Annotated in this window: 15 protein-coding genes; 6 read left to right on the top strand and 9 right to left on the bottom strand. The window is 72.1% G+C overall.

What is annotated here, in order from left to right:
- The 4 genes from AMY39116_RS44370 to purD all read right to left on the bottom strand — a co-directional run.
- The coding region (locus AMY39116_RS44370) for a PPE domain-containing protein (RefSeq protein WP_020423320.1) at positions 1 to 998 on the bottom strand (998 nt) is incomplete at its 3' end.
- A gap of 8 nt (positions 999 to 1,006) precedes the next feature.
- Positions 1,007 to 1,588 carry a DUF3558 domain-containing protein gene (locus AMY39116_RS0340600; protein WP_020423319.1) on the bottom strand — a complete coding sequence of 194 codons (582 nt, stop codon included), beginning with the start codon at positions 1,586 to 1,588 and terminating at the stop codon, positions 1,007 to 1,009.
- Positions 1,572 to 1,982 carry a type VII secretion target gene (locus AMY39116_RS0340595; RefSeq protein ID WP_017985721.1) on the bottom strand — a complete coding sequence of 137 codons (411 nt, stop codon included), beginning with the start codon at positions 1,980 to 1,982 and terminating at the stop codon, positions 1,572 to 1,574. Before AMY39116_RS0340595 ends, AMY39116_RS0340600 begins: the two co-directional genes overlap by 17 nt.
- A 64-nt stretch (positions 1,983 to 2,046) precedes the next feature.
- Positions 2,047 to 3,330, bottom strand: coding sequence for a phosphoribosylamine--glycine ligase (gene purD / locus AMY39116_RS0340590; protein ID WP_020423318.1), 1,284 nt, complete (start codon positions 3,328 to 3,330; stop codon positions 2,047 to 2,049).
- 167 nt (positions 3,331 to 3,497) lie between these two features.
- Here purD and AMY39116_RS0340585 point away from each other — a divergent pair, with 167 nt between their 5' ends.
- From AMY39116_RS0340585 to AMY39116_RS0340575, 3 genes are all read left to right on the top strand, one after another.
- A complete protein-coding gene (locus tag AMY39116_RS0340585; protein WP_020423317.1) occupies positions 3,498 to 4,565 on the top strand; it encodes a glycerophosphodiester phosphodiesterase family protein in 1,068 nt (355 codons plus the stop codon).
- 200 nt (positions 4,566 to 4,765) lie between these two features.
- Entirely contained in the window at positions 4,766 to 6,298 is a 1,533-nt protein-coding gene (locus tag AMY39116_RS0340580; protein WP_020423316.1) for a DHA2 family efflux MFS transporter permease subunit, read from the top strand.
- Positions 6,299 to 6,999: 701 nt separating this feature from the next.
- On the top strand, positions 7,000 to 8,652 hold the full coding sequence (locus AMY39116_RS0340575; protein WP_020423315.1) for a Na+/H+ antiporter: 1,653 nt from the start codon (positions 7,000 to 7,002) through the stop codon (positions 8,650 to 8,652).
- 9 nt (positions 8,653 to 8,661) lie between these two features.
- Here AMY39116_RS0340575 and AMY39116_RS0340570 read toward each other — a convergent pair whose 3' ends face one another.
- The 4 genes from AMY39116_RS0340570 to AMY39116_RS0340555 are packed head-to-tail and all read right to left on the bottom strand — an operon-like array spanning position 8,662 to position 13,118.
- A complete protein-coding gene (locus AMY39116_RS0340570) occupies positions 8,662 to 10,752 on the bottom strand; it encodes a xanthine dehydrogenase family protein molybdopterin-binding subunit (RefSeq protein WP_020423314.1) in 2,091 nt (696 codons plus the stop codon).
- Entirely contained in the window at positions 10,749 to 11,693 is a 945-nt protein-coding gene (locus AMY39116_RS0340565) for a xanthine dehydrogenase family protein subunit M (RefSeq protein ID WP_020423313.1), read from the bottom strand. The genes AMY39116_RS0340570 and AMY39116_RS0340565 overlap by 4 nt, the downstream gene beginning before the upstream one ends.
- On the bottom strand, positions 11,690 to 12,166 hold the full coding sequence (locus AMY39116_RS0340560; RefSeq protein ID WP_020423312.1) for a (2Fe-2S)-binding protein: 477 nt from the start codon (positions 12,164 to 12,166) through the stop codon (positions 11,690 to 11,692). Before AMY39116_RS0340560 ends, AMY39116_RS0340565 begins: the two co-directional genes overlap by 4 nt.
- A 40-nt stretch (positions 12,167 to 12,206) precedes the next feature.
- Positions 12,207 to 13,118 (bottom strand): LLM class F420-dependent oxidoreductase, encoded by a 912-nt coding sequence (locus AMY39116_RS0340555; RefSeq protein WP_027936668.1) that lies wholly within the window; start codon positions 13,116 to 13,118, stop codon positions 12,207 to 12,209.
- A gap of 95 nt (positions 13,119 to 13,213) precedes the next feature.
- Between AMY39116_RS0340555 and AMY39116_RS0340550 the strand changes: the two genes are divergently transcribed.
- Positions 13,214 to 13,708, top strand: coding sequence for an OsmC family protein (locus tag AMY39116_RS0340550; protein ID WP_027936667.1), 495 nt, complete (start codon positions 13,214 to 13,216; stop codon positions 13,706 to 13,708).
- A 57-nt stretch (positions 13,709 to 13,765) separates the two neighbouring features.
- On the opposite strand, the gene AMY39116_RS0340545 is transcribed toward AMY39116_RS0340550, so the two are convergent.
- The gene (locus AMY39116_RS0340545) at positions 13,766 to 15,052 is read right to left on the bottom strand and encodes an adenylosuccinate synthase (protein ID WP_020423309.1); all 1,287 of its coding nucleotides are present in this window, start codon (positions 15,050 to 15,052) and stop codon (positions 13,766 to 13,768) included.
- Between the two features lie 54 nt (positions 15,053 to 15,106).
- Here AMY39116_RS0340545 and AMY39116_RS0340540 point away from each other — a divergent pair, with 54 nt between their 5' ends.
- The gene (locus AMY39116_RS0340540) at positions 15,107 to 15,775 is read left to right on the top strand and encodes a hypothetical protein (protein ID WP_039792132.1); all 669 of its coding nucleotides are present in this window, start codon (positions 15,107 to 15,109) and stop codon (positions 15,773 to 15,775) included.
- Positions 15,776 to 15,871: 96 nt separating this feature from the next.
- Positions 15,872 to 16,504: an HNH endonuclease family protein gene (locus AMY39116_RS0340535; protein WP_027936665.1), complete on the top strand. Its 633-nt coding sequence runs from the start codon at positions 15,872 to 15,874 to the stop codon at positions 16,502 to 16,504.
- The last annotated feature ends 488 nt before the right edge of the window (positions 16,505 to 16,992 follow it).

Genomic DNA, 16,992 nt, shown 5'->3' with positions numbered 1-16,992 from the left:
CCGGGCCGGGCGCCTACGGCGGAACCACTGCTGGGAATCGCCCGGCCGCCGGTCGCGGCGCCGGACTGGCCACCAGTGTTCTTCGATTCAGGCGAAGCCGACGCCCGGCGTTCGCCGGCGAAGCCGGCTCCGCCGGGGGAACCAGAGCCGCCGGCAACCGATCCGGTGGGCGCGGCGGGGCGTCCAGCCGTCGTCCCACCACCGGCGCCCGCCGGGGTGACCCCGGCCACCGAAGCACCCGCAGCCGGAGCGGCCGGCACGCCCATGGGCGGTGTCGGGGTGTCCACCCGCGCCGGCGTCACGTCCTTCGTGCCCTGGGCCTGGGTCGGCGCGGTGTCCGGCAGCGACGGCACCGGCGCCGACGCCCCGCCGATCCCCGCCACCACACCGGTTCCCGGCGCGGACAGCAGCGAGACCGGCGCCGGTGCGTCCACAGTGGACGTCGAGCCGAGGTAGTTGCCGCTGTCGTGGGCGTAGGCGTTGAGCGCGTCCACCGCCTGGGCCTTGGCCTCCTCGGCGGTGCGCACGTCCGCCGCATGATCGGTCTCGAACCCGAACAGGCTGAACACCGTGTCGCCGAAGGTGTAGCCGCCGGCCTTGCGCAGGTCCTCCGGCGCGGGCAGCTTGTTCCTGGTCCGGGTGAAGGCCTCGGCCTGCTCGTACATCATCTGCGCGGCCTGCTCGACCTTCGCCGTGGCCTCACCGGAGAACCCGGCCTCCCGCGCGACCACCGACGACGCCTGCCCCGCCGCGCGGCTCTGCCACTCGACGCCGAGCGCCTTCAGCTGGGTCCGCAGCGCCTCCTCGGTGTCGGCGAGCGCGCCGGAGATCGACTTCAGCGCCTCGACGGCCCCGGTGATCCCCGACGGGCCCGCGCCGTCCCGGAACTTCTCCACGACCTGCGCGAGCTGCTCCGGCTGGTAGCCGTCGAACCGCTGGTCGCGCAGCTTCGCCACGAGCGTCGGGATGTCGTACTTGCTGCTGTCGAACGTGGCCACGCCACACCTCACTTCAGCGTTTCGAGCGTCTGGACGGCCAGCTTCGCGACGTTCGTCGCCATGTCGCACAGCTGCTGCTGGGTGAACGAGCGGTCGTCGGGCGCCATCTGGGCGCGCAGCGTCTGGCCCTGGGCGACGCCGACGAGCACCTCGCAGTCCTGGATCCCCTCGCTGGGCGCGTAGTTCACCAGCGCGGGGAACCCGGGCACCGCGACCGGCTGCTGGACCATGCTGGTCCGCCGGTGCGCGCCGGTGCGCCAGTCCTCGATGTCGGCGTCGCCGATGACCTCGAGGTAGTACGTGTACGTCGGCGGCCTGGCGTCGACGTCGAAGGCGCAGGTCGGGCCGTCGCGCTGGGTGTCTTCGGGCAGCCTGCGTGGCGCGCCGTTCTCGCCGAGCTGGTCCAGCTGAGCGGACGTGAGCAGGGTGCATGGGTCGGCGTCCCGCAGCGGCAGCTCGCGTTGCCGGGCGGGCAGTTCGGGCGGCTGACTGCTCGGCCGCGTGGCGGGTCCGGCGACCCCGGACACGGTCGACGTGCAGCCGGACACCACGAGCGCGGCCGCGACGACCGTCCTAGGCAGGGCCGGCACCGCGGTCCCCCAGCGCGATGACCTTCTCCTCCTCACCGGCCTGGTAGGCCTGCGCGGCCTGCCGGAGCTGCGCGGCGAGGTCACGCAGGTTGCGGACGTAGGCCTGCACCCGCGCCGCGTACGAGTCTTCGCCGCGGGCCACCAGCCGGTTCCACGCGTCGGTGGCGGTGGTGCTGATGACGTCCTCGGCCGGCGCGGTGATGTTGAGGTCGATCAGCTTCTGCCGGATGCGGTCGTCGAGCGCGTCGGCCTGCTCGTTGACGACCTGCGCGACCAGCAGCACCTTGTCCGGGTCGACCCGCAGGTCGTGGGGCACCGACGGCACGGTCGCGCCGAGGGCGCCGAGCGTGGGTGCGAGACCCTGGCCGGCGCCGCGCAGGTCGTCCTCTGCCACAACTCACTCCCCGGGTACGGACGGTAACCGACCAGTTCCGGTAGGAAGGCTACCAATCCCGGGATCAGCTCGGGCCGGAATTCGCCGAAGCACCCGGCACGGTGATCTCGCCGCGAGCGGCCTTGAGCCCGATGTCGGTGCGGTGGTGCGAACCGGACAGGTGCACCTTCGCGACCCGCTCGTAGGCCTGGGCGCGGGCCGCGTCGAGGTCCTCGCCGACGCCGACCACGGACAGCACTCGGCCACCGTGCGAGACCACGGCGCCGTCGTCGCGGCGGCGGGTGCCCGCGTGCAGCACGCCCTCGGACTCGGCGCCGGTGATCACGTCGCCGGCGCGCGGCACACCCGGATAGCCGTCGGCGGCGATCACGACGGTGACCGCGGAGCCCGGGTGCCACTCCAGCGGCGGGTGCTCGGCGAGGGTGCCGGTCGCGGTCGCGTGCAGCAGCCCGGCCAGCGGGGTGGCCAGCAGCGCGAGCACGACCTGCGTCTCCGGGTCGCCGAACCGGCAGTTGAACTCGATGACCTGGGGGCCGTCGGAGGTGATCGCGAGGCCCGCGTAGAGCAGGCCGGAGAACTCGGCGCCGCGGGCGGCCATCTCGTCGACGACCGGCTGGACGATGTCGCGCACGATGTCGTCGACCAGGCCCGCGGGCGCCCACGGCAGCGGCGCGTACGCGCCCATGCCGCCGGTGTTCGGGCCGGTGTCGCCGTCGCCGACGCGCTTGAAGTCCTGCGCGGGCAGCAGCGGCACCACGGTGCGGCCGTCGACCAGGCAGAACAGCGACACCTCCGGCCCGTCGAGGAACGACTCCAGCAGCACCGGGTGGCCGCCGTCGAGCAGCTTCATGGCGTGCGCGCGCGCCGCGTCGCGGTCCGGGGTGACGACGACGCCCTTGCCGGCGGCCAGCCCGTCGTCCTTGACCACCCAGGTCGGGCCGAAGCGGGACAGCGCCTCGTCGAGCTTGGCCGGGTTGTCCACGATCTCGCTGCGCGCGGTCGGCACCTTCGCGGTGGCCATCACGTCCTTGGCGAACGCCTTCGAGCCCTCGATGCGGGCCGCGGCGGCGGACGGGCCGAAGACCGGGATGCCGGCCTTGCGGACGGCGTCGGCCGCGCCGGCGACCAGCGGCACCTCGGGGCCGATCACCACGAGGTCGGCCTGCCAGCGCTTCGCCAGCTCGGCGACCGCGGCCGGGTCGGCCACGTCGACGCCGAGCTGCTCGGCCAGCGCCGCGGTGCCGGCGTTGCCTGGCGCGCAGGCGAGCGCGGTGACGGCCGGGTCGTGGGACGCGGCGAGGAGCAGGGCATGTTCGCGGGCACCGGACCCGATGACTAGAACGCGCACAAGCCCTGAGCGTAGACGTTGACCTGCGCCACGCCCCGTTCACCCGCCCGCCAGCCCACCGTCCCCCGCCCGTGTGGCGGCCGTAGTCCGGGCCGGTGAGAGTGGCGCGGAGATCCCTTTCGTCCCCACAGGAGGTTCCCGTGCGGAGAAGACTCGCCGCCCTGGCGTTGTCCGGCCTGTTCCTGGTCGGCGCCGCCGGCGTCACCAGCGCGAGCCAAGCCGCCCCGGCTGACAAGGAGCGTGCCGAACCAGTGGTCGTCGGACACCGGGGCGCGCCCGGCTACCGGCCGGAGCACACGCTGGCCTCCTACGAGCTGGCCTACCGCCAGGGCGCCGACTGGGTCGACGTCGACCTGGTGCCCACCAAGGACGGCCACCTCGTCGCCCGGCACGAGAACGAGATCGGCGGCACGACCGACGTCGCCGCCCACCCCGAGTTCGCGAACCGGAAGACCACCAAGGTCATCGACGGCGTCGCGCTGACCGGCTGGTTCACCGAGGACTTCACTCTCGCCGAGCTGAAGACCCTGCGCGCCACCGAGCGCATCCCGGACATCCGCCCGGACAACAAGATCTACAACGGCCGCTGGCAGATCGCGACCTACCAGGAGGTGCTGGACCTCACCAGGCGCCTCGGCCGCGAACTGCACCGCACGCTGGGCACCTACCCGGAGATCAAGCACTCCACCTACTTCGCCTCGATCGGCAACCCCACCGAGCCGAAGCTGGTCGACCTCCTCAACCGCAACGGCCTGAACAAGCGCAATGCGCCGGTGATCATCCAGTCGTTCGAGGTGGCCAACCTCAAGGCGCTGAGCAGGCAGGTGAAGGTGCCGCTGGTGCAGCTCACCTCGGCCGGCGGCGCGCCGGCCGACTTCGTCGCGAGCGGCGACAAGCGCACCTACGCCGACCTGGTCACCCCGGCCGGGCTCAAGGAGATCTCCACCTACGCCGACTACCTCGGCCCGGAGAAGGCGCAGATCATCCCGCGGACCACGGCGGGCGCGCTCGGCACGCCGACCTCGCTGGTGAAGGACGCGCACGACGCGGGCCTGAAGGTCGTGCCCTACACCTTCCGCAACGAGAACAGCTTCCTGCCGGTCAACCTGCGCTCGTCGGCCGACCCGTCGGCGTGGGGCAACGCCTTCGCCGAGCTGGACGCGTTCCTCGCCACCGGCATCGACGGCCTGTTCGCCGACCAGCCGGACACCGCGCTGGTCGCCGTCGGGTCCTGAGTGGACGACGCGGGCACGGCCACGGGCCGTGCCCGCGTTTTCGCTTTCCGCTGAAGTGATCCCGACCACTCGAAAAGTCTTCGCGTCATAGCCTGTCGCCCGGCTAGTCTCAGAGTGGACTGAGGGGGATTTGCGCTTTTTCTTCGGGGTTTCCTCCTGCGGTCGGCCCTGCCCGCTCGTAGACCTGGACGGACCACTTCATGACCACTGCTTCGGAACCAAGACCCGCGGACGCCGACAAACTCGACAGCGCGGTGCTGAAGGTCGCTGCCGTCGTCGTGCTCGGCAGCGTGATGGCCATCCTCGACACCACCGTCGTCAACGTCGCGCTCCAGGCGCTGACGCTGGAGTTCGAGACCTCGTTCGACACGATCCAGTGGATCGCGACCGGGTACATGCTGGCGCTGGCCACGGTCATCCCGGTCACCGGCTGGGCGTGCGACCGGTTCGGCACCAAGCGCCTCTACATGCTGGCGATCACGTTCTTCCTGGTCGGCTCCGCGCTGGCCGGTGCGGCGTGGGACATCGAGTCGCTGATCGTGTTCCGGGTCCTGCAGGGCCTCGGCGGCGGCATGCTGATGCCGGCGGGCATGACGATCCTGACCAAGACCGCGGGCCCGCACCGCGTCGGCCGCGTGATGGCCGTGCTCGGCGTGCCGATGCTGCTCGGCCCGATCGGCGGCCCGATCCTGGGCGGCTGGCTGGTCGACTCGGTGAGCTGGCGGTGGATCTTCTACATCAACGTGCCGATCGGCATCGTCGCGATCCTGCTCGCGTGGCGGCTGCTGCCGAAGGACGAGCCGCGCCCGGCCGAGAAGTTCGACTTCGCCGGCATGGTGATGCTGTCGCCCGGTCTCGCGGCGCTGATCTACGGCGTGTCGAACATCCCGCACCACGGCGGCGTCGGCGCGACCAACGTGTGGCTGCCGGGGATCGTCGGGATCGTGCTGATCGTGGCGTTCATCGTGCGGGCGCTGAAGGTCGCCAACCCGCTGGTCGACCTGACCCTGTTCCGCAACCGCACGTTCAGCATCGCGATGGTGACCATGACCCTGTTCATGATCGCCTTCCTCGGGTCGATGCTGATCCTCCCGACCTACTTCGTGCTGGTGCGCGGCGAAAGCGCGCTGCAGGCCGGTCTGCTGCTGGCGCCGCAGGGCATCGGCGCGATGATCACCATGCCGATCGCGGGCAAGCTGGTCGACAAGATCGGCGCGGGCAAGGTTGTGCTGCCCGGCATCGTGCTGATCATCGCCAGCGTCGCGGTGTTCACGCAGGTGGGTGCGGACACGTCCTACCTGCTGCTGATGGGCGCGCTGTTCGTGATGGGGCTCGGCATGGGCATGAGCATGATGCCGATCAGCACCGCGGCGCTGCAGACGCTGACGCAGCGCACGGTGGCGCGCGCGTCGACGGCGATGAACATCGTGCAGCAGACCGCCGGTGCGGTGGGGTCGGCCATCGTGTCGATCATCCTGGCCAGCCTGCTCGCCGGGAAGTTCGGCGTGGCGACGAGCGAGGGCCAGCTCGCCGCGACGGCCGCGCTGATGAACCCGGCCACCCACGACGCCGCGGCGGTGGCCAGCGCGGACGCCTTCGCCTCGACGTTCACCTGGACGCTGGTGCTGGTGGCGCTGTGCCTGATCCCGGCGCTGTTCCTGCCGAAGAAGCCGGCGCTGCCGCCGGAGGAGGACGCCGCCGAGGGCGCCCCGCCCGCGGTGATGATGCACTGAGGTTGTTCTGAGGAAGGGCCCGGGCAGCGCTGGATTGCTGCCCGGGCCTTTTTCGTGTGCGCGGCCGCGGGTTGCGTACCCGGGTGGGCGGGTTGTGCGCTCGGGTTGGTGGGTTTCGCGCCTGGGTGGGTGGGTGCGCGCTCGGGCTGGCGAGTCGCGCACCGGGGGCGGCGCGTCGTGCACCTGGTTTGGTGAGTCGTGCACCGGGGGCGGTGGTTCTGCATCGGGGCGGTGGTTTCGGGTGGGGCGGCGCGTCGTGCACCTGGTTTGGTGAGTCGTGCACCGGGGGCGGTGGTTCTGCATCGGGGCGGTGGTTTCGGGTGGGGCGGCGCGTCGTGCACCTGGTTTGGTGAGTCGTGCACCGGGGGCGGTGGTTCTGCATCGGGGCGGTGGTTTCGGGTGGGGCGGCGCGTCGTGCACCCGGGCTGGCGAGTCGCGCACCGGCGCCGGCGATTCCGCACCGGGGCCGGCGGCTCCGCACGGGGCGGCGAGTCGCGCACCCGGGGTCGCGCGTTCCACGTTCGTGCCCGCGAGTTCCCCGCCCGGCCGGCGACTCAGCGCTCACTCGCGCGAGTCACGCGCTCGCGGCAGCGAGTTCTCGCTCATCCCGCGAGTCCCCTCACCCTGGCGAGCCCTGCGCTCGCCGCGCGGGGCTCGTCACTCACCGGGTGGAGCGCGGCTCGCTGGGTAAGCATCTACCCATGGAGCTCCTGACCTTGATGGGCGTGCTCGCCGGCGCGCTCGGTCTCACCGCGATCGCCCGGCGGTTCAACCTCTCGGCGCCCCTGCTGGTCGTCGTGGCGGCGCTGGCCGTGTCGTTCATCCCGGGCGTGCCGCGGGTGCAGATGGAGCCGGAGCTGATCCTCACCCTGGTCCTGCCGCCGCTGCTCTACTCCACCGCGCGGGAGAGCTCGTTCGCCCAGTTCAAGGCCGCCGCCCGGCCGATCATCGGGCTCGGCCTGGTCCTCGTCGTCGTCACGGCGCTCGTCGTCGGGTTCGTCGTGCACCTGCTGCTGCCGGACCTGCCACTCGCCTCGGCGTTCGTGCTGGGCGCGGTCGTCGCGCCGCCGGACGCCGTCACCGCCGCCGCGATCGGCCGCCGCCAGCGCCTCCCGCGCCGCCTGATGACCGTGCTCACCGGGGAGAGCCTGGTCAACGACGCCGCCGCGCTGACCCTGTACAAGATCGGTCTCGCCGCGGTGCTCGGCGCGGCGGGGTCGCTCGGCCACGGGTTCCTGGTGTTCCTCGTCGCCGCGGTGCTCGGGATCGGCGTCGGGCTCGCGGCGGCGGTGCTCGTCTCCTACATCCGGCGCAAGCTCGACGACCCGTTGATGGAGTCGGTCTTCGGCATCATCGTGCCGTTCGCCGTGTACGTCGTCGCCGAGCACCTGCACCCGTTCTCCGAGGACTTCAGCGGTTCGGGCGTGCTCGCGGTGGTCGCCGCCGGGTTGTACCTCGGCGACCGGTCGTTGTACGCGGGCTCGGCCACGCGGGTGCAGGACTCGTCGATCTGGGCGTCGCTGGACGTGCTGCTCGAAGCGCTCGTGTTCGCGTTGATGGGCCTGCAACTGCCGTTCGTGCTGGAGAGCGCCAACGAGAACGCGCGCGGCAACTGGCAGCTCTTCGCCGCGGCGATCGCCATCCTCGCGGTCACCATCGCCATCCGGTTCCCGTACGTGTTCCTCAACGCCTACCTGCCGCACGCCCTCCGGCTGTTCGGCCGCGAACGAGAACGGCCGCCGACGCGGAACCTCCTCGTGTTGTCCTGGGCGGGCATGCGTGGCGTGGTGTCGCTCGCCGCGGCGGCCGGTGTGCCACTGACGACCCACGCCGGGCAGCCGTTCCCGGGCCGGGACGAGATCCAGCTGTTCGCGTTCGTCGTCGCGATCGGGACCGTGCTGATCCAGGGGCTCACCCTGCCGGCGGTGATCCGCAAGCTCGGCGTGCACGACAAGGACGACGCCGAGCAGGACGCGGAGGAGGAGATGGCGGCGCGCGAGGCGGCGATGCACGCGGCCTTGGCCCGGCTCGACGAGCTGGCCCCGGAGCTGTGCCACCGGCTCGACATCCCGCCGGAGAAGGCCGACCGGCTGGTGAACCGGTTGCGGGCCCTGGTCGAGACCCGCTACCGGGGAGCCGTCGCGGCGATCTCGCTCAGCGCCGAGGAACGCGAGTCCAGCCCGCACGCCGCGTTCGTGCAGGCGCGCCGCGAACTGCTGCTCGTGCAGCGCGAGACGATGCTGGAGCAGCGGGCCGAGGGCAAGCTCGACGACGAGGTGCTGCGCAAGGTCCTGCGCGAACTCGACCTCGAAGAGCTCGCCCTGTCGGACACCCTCACCGCGCGGCTGTCGTGACCGCCCTCCTCACAGCAGGTCGGCGATCTTGATCGGCAGGTCGCGCACCCGCCGCCCGGTCGCGTGGAACACCGCGTTCGCGATCGCCGCCGCGACCCCGACCGCGCCCAGCTCGCCGATGCCCTTCGCGCCGACCGGGCTCGCCAGCCGGTCGTCGTCCGGCACGAACGCCACGTCCAGCTCGCGGATGTCGGCGTTCACCGGCACGACGTAACCGGCGAGGTTCTTGCTCAGGAACCGCCCCAGCGCCGGCTCGAACACCGAGTGCTCCAGCACCGCCTGCCCGTAGCCCCAGACCAGCCCGCCGGTCATCTGGCTGTGCGCGGCCAGCGGGTTGAGGATCCGCCCCGCCGCGTACCGGCCGACCGCCCGCGACATGCGCAGCAGGCCGAGGTCCTCGTCCACCCGCACCTCGACGAAGATCGCGCCGTAGGTGTGGATCGAGTGGTCCGCCGACCGGCCCGCCGCCAGCGACGACTCCGGCGCCCACCGGCCCTCCGCGGTCAGTTCGGGCAGCCCGGCCGCGGCCAGCGCGTCGGCGAGCGGGTCGCCCGGGTCCGCGCCCAGCTTGTCCAGCACTTCGCGCGCCGCCGCCTGCACGGCGGATCCAAGCCCCATCGCGGACATCGACCCCATCGTGCCGCCGTGCCCGGGGAAGTCCGGGTCGCCGTGCCGCACCTGGACCGACTCCGGATCGCAGCCGAGCGTCTCCGCGGCCACGGCCTGCACCATCGCGGGCAGCCCGGTGCCGATCTCCTGCGCCCCGGTCTCCACGGTGACCCGGCCCGCGGCGTCCACCCGGACCCGCGCCGCCGACGGGGCCCGGAACGTGTCCATGGTCGCCGCCGCGACACCCCAGCCGACGAGGTCGTGCCCGTCCCGCATCGACCGCGGTTCCGGATCGCGCTCGGACCAGCCGAACCGGCGGGCGCCCTCACGCAGGCACTCGACCAGCTTCCGGGACGAGAACGGCCTGCCGGTCATCGGGTCGGCCGCCGGTTCGTTGCGGATCCGCAGCTCGACCGGGTCGATGCCCAGCTCGTGCGCCAGCTCGTCCATCGCGGACTCGAGCGGGAAGATCCCCGGGCCCTCGTGCGGCGCGCGCATCGGCGTCGGTTGCGGCCGGTCCACCCGCTGCACCCGCATCGCGGTGTGGATGGCCGGGCTCGCGTACAGCCAGGTGGTGCCGTGGGTGGTGTTCTCGGTGTAGTCGTCGACCCGGGCGGCCGCGTTGCTGCTGACGTGCCGGATCGCGGTGAGCCGCCCGTCGGCCGTGGCGCCCAGCGTGATCGTCTGCCGGGTGGCCGGCTGGTGCCCGGACAACGTGAACATCTCGGCACGCGTGAGCACCAGCTTGACCGGCCGCCCGGTGACTCGGGCGGCTGCGGCGGCCAGCGGGATCGCCGGCCACACGTAGCCCTTGCTGCCGAACCCGCCGCCGGTGAACGGGCAGATCACCCGCACCGCCTCCGCCGGGACGCCGAACAGCTCGGCGACCACCGCCTGCGTGAGCGCGGCGGCCTGCACGGACGCGTGCAGCACCAGCTCGTCGTCCACCCACTCGGCGAGCACCGCCCACGGCTCCATCGGGTTGTGGTGCCGGTTGGCGGTGGTGTAGGTGGCCTCGACGATCCGGTCGGCCGCGGCCAGTCCGGCCTGGAGGTCGCCGGTCGACTCGTCGGCCTCGCCCAGCAGGTGGTCGCTGTGCGGCACGACGTCCTCGGCCTGGCCGAACAGCAGCGGCGGCCGGACGTCGTCGTAGGTCACCCGCACCTGCCGCGCGGCTTCGCGGGCCTGCTGCCAGCTGTCCGCGAGGACCACCGCGACCGGCTGGCCTTCGTAGTGCACGAGGTCGTCCTGCAGGGGCAGCACCGAGTGGCCCAGCGGCGGCGACGGCATCGGGGTCAGGCGCGGCAGGTCGTGGTGCGTCAGCACCGTCGCGTCCACCACCTGTGAGGTGTCGATGCTCGTGACCCGCCCGGTGGGCACCGTGGCGGGGACGAGCGCGGCGATCAGGGTGCCGGGTGCGGACGCGTCGGCCGCGTACCGCGCGGCCCCGGTGAGCTTGGCCGGGCCGTCCAGTCTGGTAAGCGCTTTCACGACATCGCCTCCTTGATCGCGCGCACCGCGGCGCGCTCGGCGAGGGTGACCTTGTACTCGTTGCCGGGCAACGGACGCGCGCGGGTGAGCCGCACCGCCTCGGCCAGCCTGTCCGACGGCACGCCGACGAGTTCCATCCGATACGGCCCGTGCGCCACCCCGCCGAGCGCGACGCGTGCCCGCGTGATCGTCTGTCGGTCCCACTCGACGACGGCCGCGGCGGAGACCACCGCGAACTCGTAGGAGACCCGTTCCCGGACCTTCAGGTAGTGCGAAAACCGCGTGCCACCACGGGGAACCTCGATCGCGGTGATCAGCTCATCGGCCCGGAGTTCGTTGTGCCGCGCGGGTTCGTCGCCCGGCAGCCGGTGGAAACTCGTCGCCGGGATGCGCCGCTCGCCGTCCGGGCCACGCACGACCACGACCGCGTCGAGCGCGGCGAGTGCGACCGCGAGGTCCGACGGGTGGGTCGCGACGCAGTCGTCGGACCAGCCGAGGATCGCGGCGGACGTGGTGTCGCCGTGCCGGGCCGAGCAGCCCGAGCCGGGCACCCGCTTGTTGCACGGCAGCCCGGTGTCCGCGCGGAAGTAGGGGCAGCGGGTGCGCTGCATCAGGTTGCCGCCGAGCGTGGCCATGTTCCGCAGCTGCGGCGAGGCGGCCCGCAGCAGCGACTGCACCAGGACGGGGAACTCGCGCGCCAGCTCCGGGTGCGCGGCCACGTCGCTCATCCGGCACAACGCGCCGAGCCGGACGTGGTCGTCGGCGAACTCGATCCGGTCCAGCGGCAGTCGGTTGATGTCGACCAGCCGGGCGGGCGCTTCGATGCCCTCCTTGAGCCAGTTCAGCAGTTCGGTGCCACCGGCGATGGCCTGCGCGCCGGCGGTCAGCGCGTCCAGCGCCGCCTCGACGGAGGTGGCCCTGGTCAGCTCGAACGTCCTCATCGGACCACCTCCGCGGCGGCTTTCCGCACGGCGGAAACGATTTGCGGGTAGGCGCCGCAGCGGCAGATGTTGCCGCTCATCCACTCCCGGATCTCGTCCTCGGAGCCGGCGTGTCCCTCGGCGATGCACGCGGCGGCGGACACGACCTGCCCCGGCGTGCAGAACCCGCACTGGAACGCGTCGTTCTCCAGGAAGGCGCGCTGCACCGGGTGCAGTTCGCCCTCGGGCGCGAGGCCCTCGGCGGTCGTCACCTCCGCGCCGTCGGCGAGCAGGGACAGGGTCAGGCAGGACAACACCCGGCGGCCGTCCACCAGCACGGTGCAGGCGCCGCATTCGCCGCGGTCGCACCCGCGTTTGGTGCCGGTCAGCCCGAGGTCGTCGCGCAGTGTTTCGGCCAGCATCGACCGTGGATCGACGGTCAGCCGGTGCTGGATCCCGTTGACTGTGATCGTCAGTGCAGAGCGGTCATCCATGCCTGCCGAGGCTAGGCACGTGGAGTCCGCTCCAGGCAACTCATTTTCCGGACAGTTCGCCCAGCAGCCGCCAGGTGCGCCGCTGGTCCTCCGCGCTGCCGAGGTCCGTCTGGGTGAAGACCACCTCGGTGGCCCCGGCGTCGAAGTAGCGCCGGATCTCGGCCGCGACGGTCTCCTCATCGCCGATCACCGCCAGCTCACCGGCACGCGACGCGCCCGCCAGGCCGATGACCCGCTGGTAGGACGGGATCCGCTCGTAGAACGCGAGCTGCTCGACGGCGTTCGCGCGCACCCGCTCGGCGTCGGAGGTGACCACACCGGCGACGAACGCGACGACCCGCGGCGCGGTGCCCGACGCGGCGGTGATGGCCGGGACGATCTCGCCTGCCAGCACCTTCGGCCCGGCCAGGTAGGGCAGCGTGCCGTCGGCGAGTTCTCCCGTCGCCCGCAGGGCCTGCGGCCCCATCGCGGCGACCAGCAGCGGCACCGGGCCCGCGCCGGGGACCGTGGCCGGCAGCGGCGGCACGGCGGTGAGGACCTCGCCGCGGAAGTCGGCGGTGCCGGTGGTGAACAGCTCGCGCAGCACGGTCAGGAACTCGCGCAGCCGGGCCACCGGACGCTCGTAGCTGAGGCCGAACGCGCCTTCCAGCAGGTTCTTCGAGCCCAGCGCCAGCCCGAGCTGGAACCGCCCGTGCGTGGCGGCCTGCGCCGTCTGGGCCTGGCTGGAGACCAGCAGGGGGTGCCGCCCGAAGATCGGGATCGCCGAGGTGCCGACGGACAACTCCGGCACCTCGCGCCCGACGACGGTCGCCAGCGCGGCCGCGTCGTAGTCGAACCGCTGCCCGAACCACACCGACTTCAGCCCGTCGGCGGCCACCTGCTTCGCCTGGGCCACGATCGCGTCGACGTAGTTGGTGTCGTCCGCGGTGGCCAGCGCCACTCCGATCCTCATGATCACCGGTAACGGCGGCCGGGTGGCGTGGATTCCGCGTCCCAGCTTCTGGGAGCCCTCGCGCCGCGCGGGGCGCTCACGTCACCGTGATGACCATGTCGCTCACCGATGTCATCGAGGGAACCCGCCAGGCCGTCTCGGCCGATCCCGCCAACGCCGCCGTCTCGTTCACCGTCGACCACCAGCTGGTCGGCGGCACCGCAACCCAGGTCGACGTGAAGGTGCGGGACCACGCCTTCCGCGTCGACGAACCCGCGCCGCTGGGCGGCACGGACACCGCGGCCAACCCGGTCGAGTACGCGCTGGCCGCGCTCGGCTCGTGCCAGGTGATCACGTACCAGTTCTGGGCCGCGAAGCTGGGCGTGCCGCTGACCTCGGTGAAGGTCACCGTCGAGGGCGATCTCGACCTGCACGGCTTCTTCGGCTTCAACGAGACCCGCCCCGGCTTCACCGACGTGCGGGTCACGGTCGACCTGGACGGCCCGGCGAGCCGCGAGGCCTACGAGGACCTCAAGCGCCAGGTCGACGAGCACTGCCCGGTGCTGGACCTCTTCCGGAACCCGACGCCGACGAAGACCGCCCTGGCCTAGAGCACCGCGCCGCCTCAGGTTCCGCTACCCGCACCACCCCGCAAGCCGTGGAACCACTTACAAGAATTCGTGGCGGACGATGGTCTGTTCGCGGCCCGGGCCGACGCCGATGGCGGACACCCGGGCCTGCGACAGCTCCTCGATCCGCTCCACGTACGCCCGCGCGTTCGCGGGCAGCTCCTCGAACGTCCGGCAGTGCGAGATGTCCTCCCACCAGCCGGGCAGCTCCTCGTAGATCGGCACGGCGTGGTGCACGTCGGTCTGCGTCATCGGCATGTCCTCGGTGCGGAAGCCGTCCACCTCGTACCCGACGCAGATCGGCACCCGCTCCAGGCCGGACAGCACGTCGAGCTTGGTGAGGAAGTAGTCGGTGATCCCGTTGACGCGCGTGGCGTAGCGGGCGATCACCGCGTCGAACCAGCCGGTGCGGCGCGACCGACCGGTGGTGACGCCGAACTCGCCGCCCGCCTTGCGCAGGTGCTCGCCCATCGCGTCGTTCAGCTCGGTCGGGAACGGGCCCGACCCGACGCGCGTGGTGTAGGCCTTGAGGATGCCGAGCACGGTGCCGATGCGGCCCGGCCCGATGCCCGACCCGGCGCTCGCGCCGCCCGCGGTCGGGTTCGACGACGTCACGAACGGGTAGGTGCCGTGGTCGACGTCGAGCAGCGTGCCCTGCGACCCCTCCAGCAGCACCGTCTCGCCCTTCTCGAGGGCCTTGTTCAGCTGCAGCCGCGTGTCGGCGATGCGGTGCGCGAACTTCTCGCCCGCCGCCAGCACCTCGTCGGCCACCTGGTCGGCGTCGAGCGCCTTGCGGTTGTAGACCTTGACCAGCACCTGGTTCTTGAACTCCAGGGCCGCCTCGACCTTCTGGCGGAAGATCTTCTCGTCGAGCAGGTCCTGCACGCGGACGCCGACGCGGGCGATCTTGTCCTGGTAGCACGGGCCGATGCCGCGACCGGTGGTGCCGATCTTGCGGCTGCCGAGGTAACGCTCGGTGACCTTATCGATCGCCACGTGGTACGGCATGATCAGGTGCGCGTCGGCGGAGAGCAGCAGGCGGCTGGTGTCCACGCCGCGCTTCTCCAGGCCGTCCAGCTCGTCGAGCAGCACACCCGGGTCGACGACCACGCCGTTGCCGATCACGTTGGTCACGCCCGGCGTGAGGATCCCGGACGGGATGAGGTGCAGGGCGAAGTTCTCCCCGTTGGGGAGCACGACCGTGTGACCGGCGTTGTTGCCGCCCTGGTAGCGGACGACCCACTGGACACGGTCGCCGAGCAGGTCGGTGGCCTTGCCCTTGCCTTCATCGCCCCACTGGGCACCGATGAGCACGATGGCCGGCATGTGACACTCCAGGTATTCGGCAACAGGAAATTCAGCGCAGGCAAATGCCGGTGCATGAGCGTAACGGAGGACCCGGTGGCGCGGGGAACGGTGCTGGCTTGCGGGTCTGGTTCGTCACTCCTTCGCAACGAGCCGGGAGTGCGGGAAGTGCCCGCGCGCCCCGGCCGGAACGACGTGGATCCCCTGCTGGAGGGCACTTCCGGGGAGCCGTTGATCGTCGTCGGCACGGATGCGGACCTGGCCGCGGTCGTGGTGCGGATCATGCGGAAGAACCGGTTGGGGGACACGCCGGTGGGATACGTGCCGACCGATCCGGGCTCGCCGGCGGCGCGGCTGTGGGGGCTGCCGGCCGACCCGTCGGAGGCACTCGCGCTCGCCCGGAAGGGTGAGCCGCGGCCGCGGGTGCTCGTGCGTGACGACAGCGGCGGAGTCCTGCTGGGTGAAGCGGTGGTCGGCCCGGTCACCGGCGAGGCTTACTGTGACGACACGGTCGCTTTCCGTGGCTCAGCGCGGTCGTTCGTGGTCCGGCCGGGTGCGGAGGGCGTCGACGTGCGCGTGACCCGCGGGCTGTTCCGGCGGGTCACCGAGGTGTCCGGGCGGGCTTGCCAGCTGGGCTGCCACCCGGCGGAGGTGGTGCAGAACGGGGTGTCGCACCCGCGGCCGGTGACGCGCTGGACCTGGTACCGGCACACCGAGGACCTGCTGGCGATCACTGATAGTTAACCTACTGTCGTCGGTAAATCACCCACAGGTATTGCTTTCGCCATCTTCATGTTCGACCTTCGGAGGGTCCTCACCGATCACCCGAAGGCGGCACTCATGCGCATCGCCCGAAACTCGCTGATCGTCCTCGGCCTCTCGGCCTTGCTCACCACCGGCATCGCGACCGGCACCGCGGTGGCGGAGCCGCCGAACATCCCGTCCGAGACCACGGCCCGCTCCGAGCTGGCGGCGCTGACCGTCCAGGCGGACGGCACGTCCACCGGCTACTCGCGCGACAAGTTCCCGCACTGGGACGACCAGGGCGGCAGCTGCAACACCCGCGAGGTCGTTCTGAAGCGGGACGGCACGAACGTCGTGACCGATTCCAGTTGCGCCGCCACGTCGGGCACCTGGAAGAGCCCCTACGACGGCGCGACCTGGACCGCCGCTTCCGACGTCGACATCGACCACGTCGTGCCGCTGGCCGCCGCGTGGCGGACCGGCGCGTCGGCCTGGACCACCGCCAAGCGCGAGGCGTTCGCCAACGACCTGACCAACCCGCAGCTGATCGCCGTGACGGACAACGTCAACCAGGCCAAGGGCGACAAGTCGCCCGACGAGTGGAAGCCGCCGCTCACCGGCTACTGGTGCACCTACGCGAAGATGTGGATCGACGTGAAGTACGAGTGGCAGCTGACCATCGACAGCGCGGAGAAGGCGGCGTTGACGGAGATGCTGGACCGCTGCTGAGCCAGGGGATTTCTCGTTGGTCGGGGCCGGGTGGCCTTCGTTGATCCGGCTGGGTGGCTCTCGTTGACCCGGCCCGCGTGGTTCCCGTTGACCCGGCCCGCGTGGCTCTGGTGGATGCGGGCCGCGGGGCCGAAGATCGCGGCCCACCGCGCCGGGGGTGGGGCGGTGCGTCAGTAGCGCGGTGGGCAGCGTCCCGCGCGAGGGCCGGTCTGAACGGTGGTGAATGCTGGACGAGCCGGCCCCGGAACTGCAACCGGGACGTTCACGCCCGGGGCCGGTGGCAGGCCGCCGCCCGCTGGTACCCGAGCGGCGGCCTGCCCCATCCCGCGGCCCTCGAGCGGAGGACCCGAGAACTCAACCCCGCTGCGCCAGCCATTCCGGCCCGCGCCCGTAGCCGGCCGGCCCAGAACCCTGGCTGGCCCGGCACTCTGGCCGGCGCGGCACTCTGGCCGGCGCGGCACTCTGGCCGGCGCGGCACCCTGGCCGGC

The organism is Amycolatopsis sp. ATCC 39116 (assembly GCF_000231075.2).
Classification (GTDB): domain Bacteria; phylum Actinomycetota; class Actinomycetes; order Mycobacteriales; family Pseudonocardiaceae; genus Amycolatopsis_E; species Amycolatopsis_E tucumanensis.
This window is presented reverse-complemented; position numbering and strand designations above follow the sequence as displayed.

What these genes read in the sequence shown, in the direction of transcription:
- AMY39116_RS0340580 (WP_020423316.1), top strand. Translation starts at nt 4,766, where the DNA reads ATGACCACTGCTTCGGAACCAAGACCCGCGGACGCCGACAAACTCGAC.
- AMY39116_RS0340575 (WP_020423315.1), top strand. Translation starts at nt 7,000, where the DNA reads ATGGAGCTCCTGACCTTGATGGGCGTGCTCGCCGGCGCGCTCGGTCTC.
- AMY39116_RS0340565 (WP_020423313.1), bottom strand. Translation starts at nt 11,693, where the DNA reads ATGAGGACGTTCGAGCTGACCAGGGCCACCTCCGTCGAGGCGGCGCTG.
- AMY39116_RS0340560 (WP_020423312.1), bottom strand. Translation starts at nt 12,166, where the DNA reads ATGGATGACCGCTCTGCACTGACGATCACAGTCAACGGGATCCAGCAC.
- AMY39116_RS0340555 (WP_027936668.1), bottom strand. Translation starts at nt 13,118, where the DNA reads ATGAGGATCGGAGTGGCGCTGGCCACCGCGGACGACACCAACTACGTC.
- AMY39116_RS0340550 (WP_027936667.1), top strand. Translation starts at nt 13,214, where the DNA reads ATGTCGCTCACCGATGTCATCGAGGGAACCCGCCAGGCCGTCTCGGCC.
- AMY39116_RS0340545 (WP_020423309.1), bottom strand. Translation starts at nt 15,052, where the DNA reads ATGCCGGCCATCGTGCTCATCGGTGCCCAGTGGGGCGATGAAGGCAAG.
- AMY39116_RS0340540 (WP_039792132.1), top strand. Translation starts at nt 15,107, where the DNA reads ATGAGCGTAACGGAGGACCCGGTGGCGCGGGGAACGGTGCTGGCTTGC.
- AMY39116_RS0340535 (WP_027936665.1), top strand. Translation starts at nt 15,872, where the DNA reads ATGCGCATCGCCCGAAACTCGCTGATCGTCCTCGGCCTCTCGGCCTTG.